The organism is Corynebacterium gottingense (assembly GCF_002285125.1).
GTDB lineage: Bacteria > Actinomycetota > Actinomycetes > Mycobacteriales > Mycobacteriaceae > Corynebacterium > Corynebacterium gottingense.
Genome location: NZ_NSGN01000001.1, coordinates 152,613 through 168,534, shown reverse-complemented (window position 1 = coordinate 168,534; position 15,922 = coordinate 152,613). Strand labels below are relative to the sequence as shown.

The 15,922-nt window shown below is 66.3% G+C and carries 17 protein-coding genes; 14 read left to right on the top strand and 3 right to left on the bottom strand.

Annotated elements, in window-relative coordinates:
* The first annotated feature begins 59 nt into the window (after positions 1–59).
* The 13 genes from alaS (at position 60) to CKJ82_RS00740 (ending at position 12,786) form a co-directional block, all read left to right on the top strand.
* Entirely contained in the window at positions 60–2,729 is a 2,670-nt protein-coding gene (alaS, locus tag CKJ82_RS00800) for an alanine--tRNA ligase (protein ID WP_095536645.1), read from the top strand.
* 162 nt (positions 2,730–2,891) lie between these two features.
* Positions 2,892–3,389, top strand: coding sequence for a Holliday junction resolvase RuvX (gene ruvX / locus CKJ82_RS00795; protein WP_095536644.1), 498 nt, complete (start codon positions 2,892–2,894; stop codon positions 3,387–3,389).
* Positions 3,386–4,537, top strand: a complete 1,152-nt coding sequence (mltG, locus tag CKJ82_RS00790) for an endolytic transglycosylase MltG (RefSeq protein WP_095276351.1) — start codon at positions 3,386–3,388, stop codon at positions 4,535–4,537. Before ruvX ends, mltG begins: the two co-directional genes overlap by 4 nt.
* 12 nt (positions 4,538–4,549) lie before the next feature.
* Positions 4,550–5,404 carry a shikimate dehydrogenase gene (locus CKJ82_RS00785; protein ID WP_095536643.1) on the top strand — a complete coding sequence of 285 codons (855 nt, stop codon included), beginning with the start codon at positions 4,550–4,552 and terminating at the stop codon, positions 5,402–5,404.
* Positions 5,405–5,465: 61 nt separating this feature from the next.
* Positions 5,466–5,939, top strand: a complete 474-nt coding sequence (locus CKJ82_RS00780; protein WP_095536837.1) for a prepilin peptidase — start codon at positions 5,466–5,468, stop codon at positions 5,937–5,939.
* Between the two features lie 12 nt (positions 5,940–5,951).
* Entirely contained in the window at positions 5,952–7,217 is a 1,266-nt protein-coding gene (aroC, locus tag CKJ82_RS00775; RefSeq protein ID WP_095536642.1) for a chorismate synthase, read from the top strand.
* On the top strand, positions 7,204–7,818 hold the full coding sequence (locus CKJ82_RS00770; protein WP_095536641.1) for a shikimate kinase: 615 nt from the start codon (positions 7,204–7,206) through the stop codon (positions 7,816–7,818). Before aroC ends, CKJ82_RS00770 begins: the two co-directional genes overlap by 14 nt.
* Before the next feature lie 90 nt (positions 7,819–7,908).
* Positions 7,909–8,985, top strand: coding sequence for a 3-dehydroquinate synthase (aroB, locus tag CKJ82_RS00765; RefSeq protein WP_095536640.1), 1,077 nt, complete (start codon positions 7,909–7,911; stop codon positions 8,983–8,985).
* Positions 8,986–8,987: 2 nt separating this feature from the next.
* Entirely contained in the window at positions 8,988–9,425 is a 438-nt protein-coding gene (gene aroQ / locus CKJ82_RS00760) for a type II 3-dehydroquinate dehydratase (RefSeq protein WP_095536639.1), read from the top strand.
* A 34-nt stretch (positions 9,426–9,459) separates the two neighbouring features.
* On the top strand, positions 9,460–10,551 hold the full coding sequence (locus CKJ82_RS00755; protein WP_095536638.1) for an aminopeptidase P family protein: 1,092 nt from the start codon (positions 9,460–9,462) through the stop codon (positions 10,549–10,551).
* A gap of 84 nt (positions 10,552–10,635) precedes the next feature.
* Positions 10,636–11,199 carry an elongation factor P gene (gene efp / locus CKJ82_RS00750; protein ID WP_095276375.1) on the top strand — a complete coding sequence of 188 codons (564 nt, stop codon included), beginning with the start codon at positions 10,636–10,638 and terminating at the stop codon, positions 11,197–11,199.
* Positions 11,199–11,828: a transcription antitermination factor NusB gene (nusB, locus tag CKJ82_RS00745; RefSeq protein ID WP_095536637.1), complete on the top strand. Its 630-nt coding sequence runs from the start codon at positions 11,199–11,201 to the stop codon at positions 11,826–11,828. The genes efp and nusB overlap by 1 nt, the downstream gene beginning before the upstream one ends.
* A gap of 115 nt (positions 11,829–11,943) precedes the next feature.
* Positions 11,944–12,786 carry a PPK2 family polyphosphate kinase gene (locus CKJ82_RS00740; protein ID WP_095536636.1) on the top strand — a complete coding sequence of 281 codons (843 nt, stop codon included), beginning with the start codon at positions 11,944–11,946 and terminating at the stop codon, positions 12,784–12,786.
* On the opposite strand, the gene CKJ82_RS00735 is transcribed toward CKJ82_RS00740, so the two are convergent.
* The 3 genes from CKJ82_RS00735 to CKJ82_RS00725 are packed head-to-tail and all read right to left on the bottom strand — an operon-like array spanning position 12,783 to position 15,141.
* Positions 12,783–13,241 carry a YbjN domain-containing protein gene (locus CKJ82_RS00735; RefSeq protein ID WP_095536635.1) on the bottom strand — a complete coding sequence of 153 codons (459 nt, stop codon included), beginning with the start codon at positions 13,239–13,241 and terminating at the stop codon, positions 12,783–12,785. The genes CKJ82_RS00740 and CKJ82_RS00735 overlap by 4 nt on opposite strands.
* Positions 13,231–13,782, bottom strand: coding sequence for a type III secretion system chaperone family protein (locus CKJ82_RS00730; protein WP_233125449.1), 552 nt, complete (start codon positions 13,780–13,782; stop codon positions 13,231–13,233). The genes CKJ82_RS00735 and CKJ82_RS00730 overlap by 11 nt, the downstream gene beginning before the upstream one ends.
* A 24-nt stretch (positions 13,783–13,806) precedes the next feature.
* Positions 13,807–15,141, bottom strand: coding sequence for a TIGR01777 family oxidoreductase (locus CKJ82_RS00725; protein WP_095536634.1), 1,335 nt, complete (start codon positions 15,139–15,141; stop codon positions 13,807–13,809).
* 171 nt (positions 15,142–15,312) lie between these two features.
* Here CKJ82_RS00725 and pyrR point away from each other — a divergent pair, with 171 nt between their 5' ends.
* Positions 15,313–15,921, top strand: a complete 609-nt coding sequence (gene pyrR, locus CKJ82_RS00720) for a bifunctional pyr operon transcriptional regulator/uracil phosphoribosyltransferase PyrR (protein WP_095536633.1) — start codon at positions 15,313–15,315, stop codon at positions 15,919–15,921.
* The last annotated feature ends 1 nt before the right edge of the window (position 15,922 follow it).

Below are 15,922 nucleotides of genomic sequence, written 5' to 3'. Positions count from 1 at the left end.
TTCACACGCCGGGGTAGAGTAGTGCGGGACAAATACGAGCTTTGAAAGGACATCACCTCGTGCAGACACATGAGATCCGTGAGCGGTTTACCAACCACTTTGTTCAGGCCGGGCACACGCCCGTGCCGAGCGCTTCGCTGATCCTGGACGACCCGCAGCTGCTCTTTGTCAACGCCGGCATGGTGCCTTTCAAGCCGTACTTCCTGGGCCAGCAGAACCCGCCGTTTGAAAACGGCCTTGCCACCTCGATTCAGAAGTGCGTGCGCACGCTGGATATTGAAGAGGTGGGCGTGACCACCCGCCACAACACCTTCTTCCAGATGGCTGGCAACTTCTCCTTTGGCCAGTACTTCAAGGAAGGTGCGATTACTCACGCGTGGACGCTGTTGACCAACTCGGCTGAGGACGGTGGCTTCGGACTGGACCCGGAGCGCCTGTGGGTCACCGTCTACCTGGACGACGACGAGGCCCTGGAAATCTGGCGCGACAAGATTGGCGTGCCGGAGTCGCGCATTCAGCGCATGGGGATGGAGGACAACTTCTGGTCCATGGGCGTGCCCGGCCCGTGCGGTCCGTGCTCCGAGATTTACTACGACCGTGGCCCTGAGTACGGCAAGGAGGGCGGCCCGGAGGCGGACGACTCCCGCTACATGGAGATCTGGAACCTGGTGTTCATGGAATCCATCCGCGGCGAAGGCGACAAGAAGGGCGGCTTCGACCTGCTTGGCGAGCTGCCGAAGAAGAACATCGATACCGGCCTGGGCATCGAGCGCGTCGCGTGCCTCCTCCAGGGCGTTGACAACGTGTACGAGACCGACCTGCTGCGGCCGGTGATCGACGAGGCCGTCAGGCTCACCGGCACCCAGTACGACGCAGGGAAGCACGAGGATGATGTGCGCTTCCGCGTCATTGCGGACCACTCCCGCACCGGCATGATGATCATCCTGGACGGCGTGACCCCGTCCAACGAGGGCCGCGGCTACATCCTGCGCCGCCTGCTGCGCCGCATCGTCCGCTCCGCCCGCCTGCTTGGCGCCGAGGGAAAGGTGCTTGAGGTCTTCATGAACACGATCATGGACACAATGACTCCCTCGTTCCCGGAGATCGCGGACAACCGCGAGCGCATCTTGCGCGTCGCTGTGGCCGAGGAGCGCGCCTTCCTGAAGACGCTCGCCTCCGGCACCAGCCGCTTCGACGAGGCTGCGTCCGCGCTGCGCGAGTCCGGTGCCACGACGCTGCCGGGTGAGCAGGCCTTCGAGCTGCACGACACCTACGGGTTCCCGATCGACCTGACGCTGGAGATGGCGCGCGAGGCTGGCCTCGACGTGGACATGGCGGCGTTCGACGCGGCGATGCAGGAGCAGCGTGCGCGCGCGAAGGCGGACAATAAGGCGAAGAAGCAGGGCAACATCGACGAGTCGCTCTACCGCGAGTGGGTTGACGCGCACCCCACCGAGTTCGTGGGCTACGGCGAGCTGTCGCACGAGGGCAAGGTGCTCGGCCTCGTGCGCGACGGCGCGAAGGTGAACGAGGCGACGGCCGGCGACGAGGTCGAGGTCATCCTCGATGTCACCCCGATGTACGCCGAGGCCGGCGGCCAGATGGCAGACCGCGGCCGCATCGTGGTGGGCGACACCGTACTCAACGTCAACGACGTGCAGAAGGTGGGCAAGAAGCTCTGGGTGCACAAGGCCACCGTGGAGCACGGCGGGCTGGACCTCGGCCAGACCGTGACGGCGGAGGTGGACGAGGCCTGGCGCCACGGCGCGCGCCAGGCACACACCGCAACGCACCTAATCCACGCTGCGCTGCGCCAGGTGCTTGGGCCCACCGCGGTCCAGGCCGGCTCGCTGAACAAGCCGGGCTACCTGCGCTTCGACTTCAACTACACCGACCAGCTCACCGACGCCCAGCTCAAAGAGATCGCCACCGTGACCAACCAGGCGGTCGACGCGGACTTTGCCGTCAACACCATCGAGACCTCCCTGGACAAGGCCAAGGAAATGGGCGCGATGGCGCTGTTCGGCGAGAACTACGGCGACCAGGTGCGTGTGGTGGAGATCGGCGGCCCGTTCTCCATCGAGCTGTGCGGCGGCACGCACGTCGCACACTCCTCGCAGATCGGCCCGGTCGCCGTGCTGGGCGAGTCCTCCGTCGGCTCCGGCGCGCGGCGTATCGAGGCCTATTCGGGCATGCACTCCTTCGATTACTTCTCCAAGGAGGCGGCCCTTGCTTCCGGCATCGCCGCGGAGCTGAAGACCCCGACCGACCAGCTGCCCGACCGCATCGCGCAGCTCACCGAGCGTCTCCGCGCCGCGGAGAAGGAGATCGAGGCGCTGCACCGCCAGCAGTTGCTCGCGCAGACGGCGGGCCTGGCAAAGAACGCGGAGCACGTCGGTGCGTTCAAGCTCGTCGCCGTCCACCTTCCGGACGGAGTGTCCGGCGGCGATCTTCGCACCATCGCCCAGGACGTCCGAGGCAAGCTCGGCACCGAGCCTTCCGTGGTGGCCCTGGCGTCCAACGACGGCGGCAAGGTCCCGTTCGCCGTGGCCGCAAACAAGGAGGCCGTCGCCGCCGGCGTGAAGTCTGGGGACCTGGTCAAGCTGGTCGGCGGCTACATTGACGGTAAGGGTGGCGGCAAGCCGGACCTGGCACAGGGCTCCGGCAGCAATCCGGACGGCATTACGGCTGGCCTGGCCGCGCTGCGCGAGGAGCTCGCCGGCAAGTAAGCTGCAAATGTAACAAATTGGTCAAGGGACACGCCGTCGGCGTGTCCTGGCCTTTTGTGCGTAGACGGTATTTTGGCTGTGAGCGCCGTACGCGGTTTGACGCTAGCGTCGATAAGCGATTGCTCGTACGCATGAGCCCCGACCTGTAGATCGGAGAAACTTTTGAAGGTTGAGCCTGACACACCGGGCGTCGAAGACCCCGGCCCGGGGCGCAGACTCGGTATCGATGTGGGCACGGTCCGCATCGGTGTCGCGGCGTCGGACCGCGACGCGAAGTTGGCCATGCCGGTGGAGACCGTCAAGCGCGTCACCGGGTTCAAGGACCGGGACGGCGAGGACATCGAGCGGTTGCTCGAGCTTATCGACGCCTACGGGGCCGTCGAAGTCGTCGTCGGACTTCCCCGCGACCTCAAAGGAAACGGCTCGAAAAGCGTGAAGCACGCCAAGGAGATCGCTTTCCGTATCCGGCGGCGCAACGGCGACGTGGCCGTACGGATGGCGGACGAGCGGCTGACGACTGTCGCGGCGACGCACGCGATGCGGGCCTCCGGCCGCAGTGAAAAGGATCAGCGCGCCGTGATCGACCAAGCGGCGGCAGTGGAAATCTTGCAAACGTGGCTTGATGGCCGGCACAACTACCTCAAGGAGAACGAATCGTGACTTCCCGAAACAACGCCCAGCGGCGGACGCGAGGGATCGCGGTCCTCGTCGCCTCAATCCTGCTGATCATCGGCCTGATTGCGTGGATCGCCGTTGCGCACCAAACCGCCTCGCCGGATGACTTTAAGGGCGAGGGCAACGGCGAGGAGCAGGTCGTGGAAATCCCCGAGGGCTCGAATATCTCCGCGCTCGGCCCCGAGCTTGAGGAGCGCGGCATCGTCGGCTCCAACAAGGCGTTCCAGGCCGCGGCTGCGAGCGACCCAGACTCCGACAATATCCAGCCGGGCTTCTACCGCCTGGAAAAGGAAATGAGCGCGGAGAGCGCCGTGTCTGCGCTGCTGGACCCGAACAAGAAGGTCACCCCGCTCCAGGTCTACGGCGGCGCGACGCTCATGGACATCAACGTGGTCGGTGGGCAGAAGCGCGAAGGCATCCTCACCATGATTCAGAACGTGACGTGCGGCAGCGAGATGGCGCAGGGCTGCGTGGACGTCGAGCGCCTCAACCACGTGGCGTCCGATGCGGACGCGGCGAGCCTGGGCGTGCCGGAGTGGGCCGTCGAGACGGTGGACGCGCGGAAGGGCGACGCGAAGCGCCTGGAGGGCCTGATCGCACCGGGCGAGTACATCATCGACCCGGGTGCAACGGCGGAGCAGATCCTCACGGACCTGATTACCCGTTCCGCTGAGGTGTACAACTCCACCGACATCGCGTCCCGTTCTGAAAACGTGGGCCTCAGCCCGTACGAGCTGCTGGTTGCCGCCTCGCTGGTTGAACGCGAAGCGCCGGCAGGCGAGTTTGACAAGGTCGCCCGAGTGATCCTGAACCGCCTCAACGAGCCGATGCGCCTGGAGTTTGACTCCACCGTGAACTACGGCCTGCCCAACGTCGAGGTCGCGACCACGGACGAGGACCGCCAGCGCGTCACCCCGTGGAACACCTACGCCATGGACGGGCTGCCGCAGACCCCGATCGCCTCGCCGTCCGTCGAAGCCCTCGACGCGATGGAGCACCCCGCCGACGGCAATTGGCTGTTCTTCGTCACCGTGGACAAGGACGGCACGACCGTGTTCAACGACACCTTCGAGCAGCACCAGGAAGACACGCGCCGCGCGATCGACTCCGGCGTGCTTGACTCCCAGCGGTAGGGGCGAACCAGCATGACGCAGCCACCCACGCACCGCGCGGCGGTCCTCGGCAGCCCAATCGAACACTCGTTGTCGCCCGTGCTCCACACCGCTGGGTACCGGGCTGCGGGCCTCGACGGCTGGGTGTACGAGCGCATCGAGTGCACCGCAGAGACGCTGCCGGCGATTGTGGGTGGGGCCGATCCCACATACCGCGGGTTCTCCGTCACCATGCCCGCCAAGTTTGCGGCCCTGGAGTTTGCTGCCACGGCGTCAGAGCGGGCCACCGCGATCGGCTCCGCGAACACGCTCGTGCGTACCGACGACGGCTGGTACGCCGACAACACCGATTGCGAGGGAATTGCCGCGGCGCTCTCCGCGCTGCTCGGCGCGGCGACGCCGCGCACCGCCTTGGTCATCGGCGCCGGCGGCACGGCGCGCCCGGCGCTGTGGGCGCTGCGCCACGCGGGTGTAGCGCGCATCGACGTGGTGAACCGCTCCGACCGATCGGGCGAGATCGCCTCGCTGGTGGAAGGCGTGGACTTCCAATTCCACGGCTACACCGGCGACCTCGAAGCACTTGCAGTTCGCGCCGACGTCATTGTCTCCACCGTCCCGGCTGCTGCGGTCGCGCCCTACGACGTGCAGCTTGGCCACGCGCCGGTGCTCGACGTGATCTATAACCCGTGGCCGACGCCGCTGGCAGTGCGAGCCGCCGCGAACGGGTACCCGACGGTCGGCGGGCTCACCATGCTCGCCGGGCAGTCGTACTCGCAGTTCGAACAGTTCACCGGCGTTGCGGCGCCCCGCGACGCCATGCGTGATGCACTGATGCGCCACTGGGACGAGCCGGCCAGTGGTGCCGGGGAAGCGGGGGCATCGCGCTAGCACAGCGCCCGCACAGCGCTCGCTCTGCGGCGCGCGGGGCGGCGGCCTAGACTTTCACCCCATGGGGATTGGGGGAGCGCTCTTCAGCGCGGAATTCGCATTATTTGGGCCAGCCGGCGTCACCTGGCTGGCGCTGTGCACGTTCGTCGGGTGGAGCGTGGCGCTCGCGCGCATTGACGCGAGGCACTCACGTTTGCCCAATGGGCTGACGGCCCCGCCCGCGCTCGTTGCCCTGGCAGCCTGCGTCGCCTCGCCGTACCTCGCGTGGGGCCTTGCGTGGCCTGCCGCCTATCTCGCTGGCCCCGGCATGGGCGGCGGTGATGTAAAGCTTGCCGTCCCGCTCGGAGTGCTTCTCGCCGCGCTTGGAGGTCCGTTCGCGGTGCTCGCCGCGGTAGGGCTCGCGGGACTGCTCACGGTTGTGCGCGGGTGGATGGCAGGGCGAGCGGCACTGCCGCACGGCCCCCAGATGCTGGCAGCGGCGTGGACCGTTGGAACATTTGTTGGGCTAAAGAGCTCGATCGCGGCGGCGTTGTGAGACAATGCCTTCATGCTTCGTTGGACTACCGCTGGGGAATCCCATGGACAAGCGCTGATCGCGCTCATTGAAAATATGCCCGCCGGAGTGCCGGTGACCCAGGAGGAGATCGGGCACCACCTCGCCCGCCGGCGGCTGGGATACGGCCGTGGCGCGCGCATGAAGTTTGAAGCGGACGAGCTGACGCTGCTCACAGGCATTTTGCACGGCAGAACGCTCGGCAGCCCAATCGCAATTCAAATTGGCAATTCCGAGTGGGCGAAGTGGACGACGATCATGTCGCCGCACCCACTGGACATGGAAGACGATGAGGTGGCAAAGGCGATGTCGTCCGGGCGCGGGGCGCGCCTGACTCGCCCGCGCCCGGGCCACGCAGACTTTGCCGGCATGCTCAAGTATGGGTTCGATTCCGCTCGGCCGGTCCTGGAGCGCTCCTCCGCCCGCGAGACCGCGGCACGCGTCGCTGCGGCGACTGTCGCGCGCTCGCTGCTGCGCGAAACGTTGGGCGTCGAAGTGTTCTCGCACGTGATCTCGATCGGCGAGTCTGCGCCGTACGCAGGCCCCGCGCCCACGTACGCGGACATTGATGCGATTGATGCGTCCCCGGTGCGCGCGTACTCCAAGGAGGCCGAAGAGGACATGGTGTCCTGCATCGAGGCGGCCAAGAAGTCCGGCGACACCCTAGGTGGCATCGTCGAGGTCATCGTGGATGGACTGCCCATCGGGCTCGGGTCCCACATTTCTGGTGACCACCGCCTGGACTCGCAGCTCGCTGCCGCGCTCATGGGGATCCAGTCGGTCAAGGGCGTGGAGATTGGCGACGGCTTCGAGGAAGCCCGTCGTCGCGGCTCCGAGGCCCACGACGAAATGGTGCGCGACGAGGACGGCGTGCACCGTCTGACCAACCGCGCGGGCGGCTTGGAGGGCGGCATGACCAATGGCGAGCAGCTGCGCGTGCGTGCGGCGATGAAGCCGATCTCCACCGTCCCCCGAGCCCTGCAGACGGTCGACATGTCTACGGGCGAGGCCGCGACGGGCATTCACCAGCGCTCCGACGTGTGCGCCGTCCCCGCCGGCGGCGTGGTCGCCGAGGCCATGGTGGCGCTCGTGCTTGCGCGCGCGGTGCTGGAAAAGTTCGGCGGCGACAGCCTTGAGGAGACGAAGCGCAACATCGACGCGTACAACGAAGACGTGCGCCGCCGCCTCAATTTTGCAGACGGCGCGGTGCATGAGGCGGCAGGAGAGAAGAAGGAAGGCAACGCCAATGACGTTCACTGAGTCAGCGCAGGAGCGCGACGAAGCGACCACCCCCGAGCTGGATACCTCGCCGGATTCCCAGCCCACTGCGCAGGCCTCCGTCGTTGCGTCCGTCCCCAGGATCGTGCTGGTCGGCCCGCCGGGCGCCGGAAAATCGACGATCGGGCGCCGGATTGCCAGCGCCCTGAACCTGCCGATCGTGGACTCTGATCTGCTCATCGAGCAATCCGAGGGCAAAGCCTGCGGGGAAATCTTCTCCGAGGTCGGTGAGGAGCGCTTCCGTGAGATCGAGGCAGGGTGCGTTGCACGCGCTCTCGCGACCGGCGGCGTAGTGAGCCTGGGCGGAGGGGCAATCCTCACCGCCTCGACGCGCCAGCTGCTGCAGCGCCACACGGTGGTGTGGATCGACGTGAGTGCGGAGGAGGGCATCCGCAGGACCGCGAACGAGACGTCGCGTCCAGTCCTCAACGCGGATGACCCAGCGCAGCACTACCGCGACCTCCTGGCTACCCGCGAGCCGTTCTACCGCGAGGTTGCGGACTACCGCGTTCGCACGGACCAGCGCCCCCCACAGCGTGTGGTCGCGGAGATTCTGGGGATCATCGAGTCCTCGGAGGAGTAGGCGCGGACAAGCGCGTGCCGGAGCAGGCGCACGAGGGCATTCTGGGGAAGAATCGGACCACACTCGCACCCGTCCACAAAGGAGCACACTATGGCACACGTCGAGGTCACCGGACCTTCGCCGTACACCATCCACATCGCGCACCGCATTACTGATCAGGTCGCGCCTCGCGCCAAAGAGATTGGGGCGCGCAAGGTGGCGATCGTGCACCAGGCTGCGCTCAAGGCGGTGGCGCGTGGCATCGCGGGCGACCTCGAGGCCGTGGGCGTTCAGCCGGTGATGGCGGAGATCCCGGACGCGGAGGCGGGCAAGTCCCTGGACACGGCAAGCACGCTGTGGGACCTCCTGGGTACGAGCGGCTTCTCGCGCCAGGATGCGGTGATCGGCCTCGGCGGCGGCGCGGCAACAGACATTGCGGGTTTCGTCGCCGCGACGTGGATGCGCGGCATCAAGGTCATCCAGGTTCCGACCACGCTGCTCGCGATGGTGGACGCCGCTGTGGGCGGCAAGACCGGCATGAACACCGAGGTAGGGAAGAATCTGGTCGGCGCGTTCCATGAGCCGGACTCCGTGTTCATTGACCTCGAGCGGATCTTTACGCTGCCGGAGGAGGAGATCGTGTCCGGCTCCGCCGAGTTGGTCAAGACCGGTTTTATCGCGGACCCGAAGATCCTCGACCTCTACCGCGACGGCAGCGCCCGCGGTGAGTGGAATTGGGAGGAGCTGGTGCGCCGCTCCGTCGCCGTCAAGGCGGCCGTGGTCAGCCGCGACCTCACCGAATCCGGGCTGCGCGAAATCCTCAACTACGGGCACACGCTCGGCCACGCTATCGAGCGTCGCGAGCAATACACCTGGCGCCACGGCAACGCGGTCGGTGTCGGCATGATGTTTGCGGCGCACCTCGCGCACGAGCGCGGGCTTATCGACGCCACCCTGCTGGACCTCCACCGCGAGATCCTCACCCTTGTCGGCCTGCCCACTTCGTACGAACCGGGCGCCTTCGACGAGCTATACGAGGCGATGACGCACGACAAGAAGAACCGCGACGGCCGCATCCGCTTCGTGGTGCTCAACGCCCTCGGCTCGTGCACGCGGCTCGAGGATGCAACCGTCGAGGAGATGCGCGCGGCGTACGACGCAATTTCCCAACCCACCCAGGAGGCGTAACTGTGAAAATTCTTGTGCTCAATGGCCCGAACCTCAACCGGCTCGGCAAGCGGCAGCCGGAGGTGTACGGGAGTGAGACGCTGGGGGACGTCGAGAAGCGGCTGCACGACCGCGCAGCCGAGCTCGGCGTGGAGGTCGAGGTGCGCCAGACCAACCAGGAGGGCGAGATGCTGGACTGGGTCCACGAGGCTGCAGACCACCGCTGGCCCGTGATCATCAACCCGGGCGGGTGGACGCACACCTCGGTGGCGCTGCGCGATGCGCTCGTGGAGCTGACGGACCATCGCGGGTTCATTGAGTTGCACATTTCCAACGTGCACGCGAGGGAGGAGTTCCGCCACCACTCGTACCTGTCGCCGATCGCGCGCGGTGTAATCGCAGGGCTTGGCACGCAGGGCTACCTGCTCGCCCTCGAATATTTTGCCAACAACGTAGAGTAGAACTTTCACGTACAACTTGCGTCAGGAGGAAAGAATGTCACTGGCAGATACTCGTTTTGAAACCCGGCGCCGCAAGCTGGCCTCGAGCCTGGCGGCGCAGCGGATCGACGACATGTTGCTGACCCACCTGATCCACGTGCGCTACTTCTCCGGCTTTACCGGCTCCAACGGCGCCCTGCTGGTGTCCAAGGACCGTACCGCGAAGGTGGCGACAGATGGCCGCTACGCCACGCAGATTTCGGAAGAGGTCCCGGACGTCCCGGCAACGATCACCCGCAAGGTGGCCATCGAGCTGCTGGCGGGAGTGGTGGACGGCCACCGCGTGGGCTTCGAGGCCGACTACGTAAGCGTCTCCGAGCTGGAAGCGCTGCGCAACGCCTGCCCGGAGGGCGTTACGCTGGTGCCCGTCAGTGGCGCGGTCGAGGAGATCCGCCTGCTCAAGGACCAGCTCGAGCTGACCAGACTCGAGGAGGCGGCCGATTTGGCCACGCAGGCGCTCGAGCAGCTTATCGACGCCGGCGAGCTCGCCCCCGGGCGCTCCGAACGCGACGTCGCCGCGGACCTGGAATACCGCATGCGCAAACTTGGCGCGGAGCGCCCCAGCTTTGACACCATCGTCGCCTCCGGGCCGAACTCTGCCAAGCCGCACCACGGCGCCGGCGAGCGGACGCTGGAAACGGGCGACCTGGTCACCATTGATTACGGCATGTTCCGACTCGGCTTCAACTCCGACATGACGCGCACGTTCGCGCTGGGGGAGCCGAACGATTTCCTGCGCGAGATCTACGAGGTCACCCTGCAGTCCCAGCTCGCCGGCGTTCGCGCGGCGGTACCGGGGGCGAAGCTGGTCGACGTGGATGCCGCCTGCCGCGACGTGATCGAGGCCGCCGGGTACGGCGAATACTTTGTCCACTCCACCGGGCACGGCGTGGGCCTGGACGTCCACGAGGCACCGTACGCAGCGAAGACCGGCAAGGGTACGCTGCAGGAAGGGATGACGTTGACCATTGAGCCGGGTATTTATGTCCCGGGGCGCGGCGGCGTGAGGATCGAGGATACCCTGTTCATTACCTCCGGCGCGCCGAAGGTGATCACGAAGTTCCCCAAGGACTTGACAGTGCTGTAGCATTGTTGTGTTTGCACACTGTTGAACGCACTGTCTCAACATCGTTGAGCCACGCTTTGTGGCATGCCAGAAGAAAGGTTTCACGTGGCAACTACCGCCGATTTCAAGAACGGCCTCGTGCTCAAGAACGAGGGCAAGCTCCAGCAGATCATTGAGTTCCAGCACGTCAAGCCGGGTAAGGGCCCCGCATTCGTGCGCACGAAGCTCAAGGACGTTGTCACCGGCAAGACCGTTGACAAGACCTGGAATGCCGGTGTGAAGGTCGAGACCGCGACCGTGGACCGCCGCGACATGACTTACCTGTACAACGACGGCACGAGCTACGTCGTCATGGACGACAAGACCTTCGAGCAGTTCGAGCTGCCCGCTGACAAGTTCGGCGACGCGGCACGCTTCCTGCTGGAGAACATGCGCGTGCAGGTTTCTTTCCACGAGGGTGAGGCGCTGTTCGCCGAGCTGCCGATCTCCGTCGACCTCAAGGTCGAGCACACCGAGCCGGGCCTGCAGGGCGACCGCTCCTCCGGCGGCACCAAGCCGGCGACGCTGGAGACCGGTGCTGAGATCCAGGTTCCGCTGTTCCTGGAGACCGGCAACGTGGTCAAGGTGGACACCCGCACGGGTGAGTACCTCTCTCGCGTGAGCAACTAATGCCTGACTACAAACGCCACGGGGCGCGCTACCGCGCCCGCCGCCGCGCGGTGGACATCCTCTTTGAGGCCGAAACGCGCGACGTGGATCCGGTGGAAATTGTAGAAGACCGGGCGGAGCTGTCCCGAAACCCACAGAACTCGGTGGCGCCGGTGGCGGACTACACCCGCCAGATCATCTCCGGAGCCGCCGAGCAGCTCGACGACCTGGACGATGCCATTGAGCGCTACCTGGTGGATGACTGGGAGCTGTTCCGCTTGCCAGCCGTGGATCGGCAGATCCTCCGCGTCTGTGCGTGGGAGATCATGTACAACGAGGACGTTGACGCGCCGATTTCCATTAAGGAAGGCGTGGAGATGGCGGCGGAGTACTCCGGTGCGGCGGCGTCGCCGTACATCAACGTCGTGCTCGACGGTATCGCGCAGCGCGGCGCCCCGGAGGCACCGTTCGCCGACGACACTGAGGATGCTGTGGGCGCTGAGGGCGCCGAGGGTACCGAGGAAGCTGGTGTCGGCGAGCAGGAGGCAACGTCTGCCGATGATGCGCAGCGCGCCGTCACCGCTGTCGTCGCCGGCGCCGCGGTCCCGCCCGAATCGCGCTCCGCTGTCGCCGAGAAGCTGGAAAACTAGGCAGCAACGAGAAGAACGTGAAAGAACGTGAAGGTGTTCGCCGAAAGGCGGGCACCTTTCGCTGTATCCTGCGTTGACAGATACAGCACCGTAGGGGAGCAACACAGGAGGAACCATGTCCAAGGTGACGATCGAAGACGCGAAGTCGTTCATGGTCGGGCCCAACTTTCAACTCGACGATGTCGACCCGGCCGCCACCCCCGGCGTGTCCGACGTGGACGACGCGTTCAACGCGTACGACGACGAGCTGAGCGAGCTCCACAAGCTGCTCTTTGCCAACGGCCGCGCGGGAAACGAGGACGCCGGTTCGGTCCTCTTGGTGTTGCAAGGAATGGACACGTCCGGCAAGGGCGGCCTCATCCGGCACGTGGTGGGGCAGACAATGGATCCCCAGGGCGTCCACATTCAGGCGTTTGGCAAGCCGACCGAGGAGGAGGCAGAGCACGACTTCCTCTGGCGTTTCTACCCGCACCTGCCCGAGCCGGGCGGGGTCAGCGTTTTCGACCGTTCACACTACGAGGACGTGCTGGTGCAGCGCGTGAAGCAGATGGCGCCGCCGGAGGAAATCGAGCGCCGCTACGGCGCGATCGTGGACTTTGAAAAGGAGGCGGCCGCCCGCGGCACCAAGATCATCAAGGTGATGCCGCACATTTCCCGCGATTTTCAGGCGGAAAACTTGAAAGACCGCATCGAGCGGGCGGACAAGCACTGGAAGTACAACCCGGGCGATATTGATGACCGCAGATTGTGGTCGCAGTACATGGCCGCCTACCAAATCGCGCTGACCAGGACCTCGACGGATGAGGCCCCCTGGTACTGCATCCCCTCCGACAACAAGAAGTATTGCCGTGCCGTGGTCAAAACCTTGCTTGTCGACGCCCTCGCGTCCCTCGACCTCACGTGGCCGGAAGCCACCTTTGACAAGGACGAGGAACTCAAACGCCTCGCCGAGTCCTAGTCGCGGTTCTCGCGGGCCTGCGTCATTTCGTCGACAAGCGCGCGCATGGCGTCCTGGGCCTGCAAGACGCCGTCGATACTCAGCTTGAGCGCGCTTTGCAGCTGTTCGTCGGTCATGCCGGCTGCGACCTGGGTCTCCGATTCGGTGCGCACGATGAGCGTGTCGGCCTTGTTGACCACGAGCGCGCGTGCGTCGAGGAAGGTCGAGTTCACCTGGTTCGCGGCGAGATAAACCGTGGGGTCGGGGCTGTCCGCCGGGGTCTCGGTCGACGCATCCGCGCGGATGATCGCCACGGAGTCCAGCAGGACGAAGAGGACGTTGAACCCGTTGAGGTTGGCCACCGCGGCGCGGCCGCTGGCGTCGGGTTCGATCGTGACACCGTGCGCGCTCATCGCATCGGCGATGCGATCAATGGTTACGAGCGAGGTGTAGGTTTGTGTGTCTTTAGTGCTCATTGTGCGGGTCCTCCCATGTAACCAGGGTCGGGAACGAGGTGGCCAGGAAATCGAACGCCTGCAGCACGACGTCGATGGAGCTCATGATGAACGCGCCGAGCTGGTTGTGCGACGCGCCGTGGGTAATGTCCATCGAGCGCACCGCGCTGATCGCAATGTGGTCCTCGCCCTGCTCGAAGAAGCGGAGCGTGGGGGCGAAGTGGGTCTGGTTGTGCTCGTTGGTGGCGAGCAGGATGTGGGAGGCCATGTCCTTGGGGATCTCGCCGCGCCACAGGGATTCGAACACCAGGTGATCCTGGTCGATCGCCACGACGATCGCGGCGTTGACGAATCCGGACAGCAGGGTGCCGTTTTCTACGCGGTACTCCAGGTTTTCCGCCTTGAAGATCTCCTCCACCGCTTCAATGGTCACGGGGTGCAGCTGGTTGGCGGGGTCCGCCTGCGCGTCGGCGTTGACCTTGGCAACGGTGTCTTCGTCCGGCGTGGGCGGGATCGTCGCCTCTCCGCCGGTCTGGTCGGGTGCGTGTTCGTTGTTAGTCACACGCACGACTGTACCTGGTAGCGCCTACGCCTCGAGGAGGTCCTCGCGTCCCAGCTCGTGGTCCAGCGCGGAGCGCAGCGTGGGGTAGCGCTGCACCCAGCCGCGCTGGCGAGCGACCGCCGCGTCCACCCGTTGGTCCGCGAGCGCAAGCTCGGCGGCTCCCTCCGCACCGAGCAGCAGTTTTGGCCCGAAGGTCGGGATGGGCAGGACGTCCGGGCGTCGGAGGACCTCCGCGAGGGTGGCGGACATCTCCGCGTTCGTGACGGGCTGCGCGGCCGTCGCGTTCACCGGACCAGACACGGTGTGATCCAGGAGCGCGCGAACGTAGGTGTCCGTGAGGTCGTCGAGGCTCACCCAGGACATCCAGAAATCGCCGCTGCCAAATCGGGCGCCGAGCCCCGCCGAAACGCTCGCCTTGAGCACGGGAAGGAGTCCGCCAGCCCCAGACAGTGCGAGACCGGTGCGGATCTGCACAGTGCGCAGCCCCTCTACGCGGGCCGCCTCTTCCCACGCCTGGCAGACCTCGGCGAGGAAGCCGGCGCCAACGGGGGCGTCCTCGGCGTGAGGGGAGCCGCCCGCCTCGGTGCCGTAGTACCCGACGGCGGAGGCGGAGATGAACGTGCGCACGCCCGGCTCCGCGGCGAGTGCGGCGAGCTTCCGCGTCGGCGCGACGCGCGAGTCCCAGATCCGGCGCTTCTTCGCATCGGTGAAGCGGCCCATGATCGATTCGCCTGCCGGGTGGATCACCGCGTCTATCCCCTCGAGCAGGTCGGGGTGCGGGTTGTCCGGGTCCCACTGGCGCTCGCCGGGGCCGGCGGTGTGGCGGACCAGCGGGATGACGGTGTGGCCCAGGGTGGTCAACTGCGCGCGGAGGTGGGTACCCACCAGCCCGCTCGAGCCGGTGAGGGCGATGACGAGGGGCGTCGAAGCAGGCAGTGATTGCGCGAAGGCGATGTCGCCGACCAGCTGCCGCTGGCGGTAGGCAAACGCCGGGGTGAGCAGCGGGGCGGGGGTGGGGGTAGACACGGCGTCGAGAAGCACTGTGCTGCCAGCGTCCTCGACTGAGTCCCGGAACGTGTGACGGTGGCGCCATTTGGTCAGTGCGCGCACCGACTGGTTGGTGGCGACATCCTCAAACGAGCGGGCGAACTCGTACCCGGCGCGCTGGTGCTGCGCCACCCACCGCTGGCCTGCGGGGAGGGCAAAGACGGTGGTTCCGGAGCGAAGCGATGCGGCCTCGGACGCCACTGTCATGGGCAGAAACGGCGGGGTGAGCCGGGTGACCGCCCCCGGGCGCGCGTGCCAATTCCACACCTCGAGGCGGGGTGCGGGGACGGTGTGCTCTGCGGTGATTCCCATGGTCGCTGCTCCGTGCCTGTGTGTGCGGATCTGGTGCTAGACTGAGTGTCAGTCTCCACCCTAGGCGCTGACGCGCCCAGGGGTATTTGAGAAGACGGCACATTGTGAATATTGCATGCACCAGACAAGCATCCTTTAAATTCCGCACTGTGAGGCGGGGAAGGAGGCATGATGAGTGAAGACAACCGCGCGACCGTAGAGCTGCTGACTGCAGACGACGTCGCGCGCACAATCGCACGCATCGCGCACCAGATCATTGAAAAGACGGCGCTGGATTCGGCGCTGAAGTCAGAGGCGAGCGACGCACCGGCGTCGCCAGTATTGCTCCTTGGCATCCCCTCCGGGGGCGTGCCGTTGGCGCAGCGGATCGCCGCGTCCGTCGAGGAGTTCTCCGGCGTGGAGGTCCCCGTTGGCAGCCTCGACGTGACCCTGTACAGGGACGACCTGCGCGACAAGCCGCACCGCGCGCTGCGCCCCACAAGCATCCCCGCGCCGCTTGACGGCGCGACGGTGATCCTCGTGGACGACGTCCTCTATTCCGGTCGCACCATCCGGGCAGCGCTCGACTCGCTGCGCGACATCGGCCGCCCGGCCGCGATCCAGCTCGCGGTGCTGGTGGACCGCGGGCACAGGCAGCTGCCCATCCGCGCCGACTACGTGGGCAAGAACATCCCGACCGCGCTCACGGAGGACGTGACCGTCACGCTCACGCCGATTGATGCCCGCGACGCGGTCACGCTGAGCCGGACCGCACCGGCCGCCGAAGGAGAGGCGAAGTAGC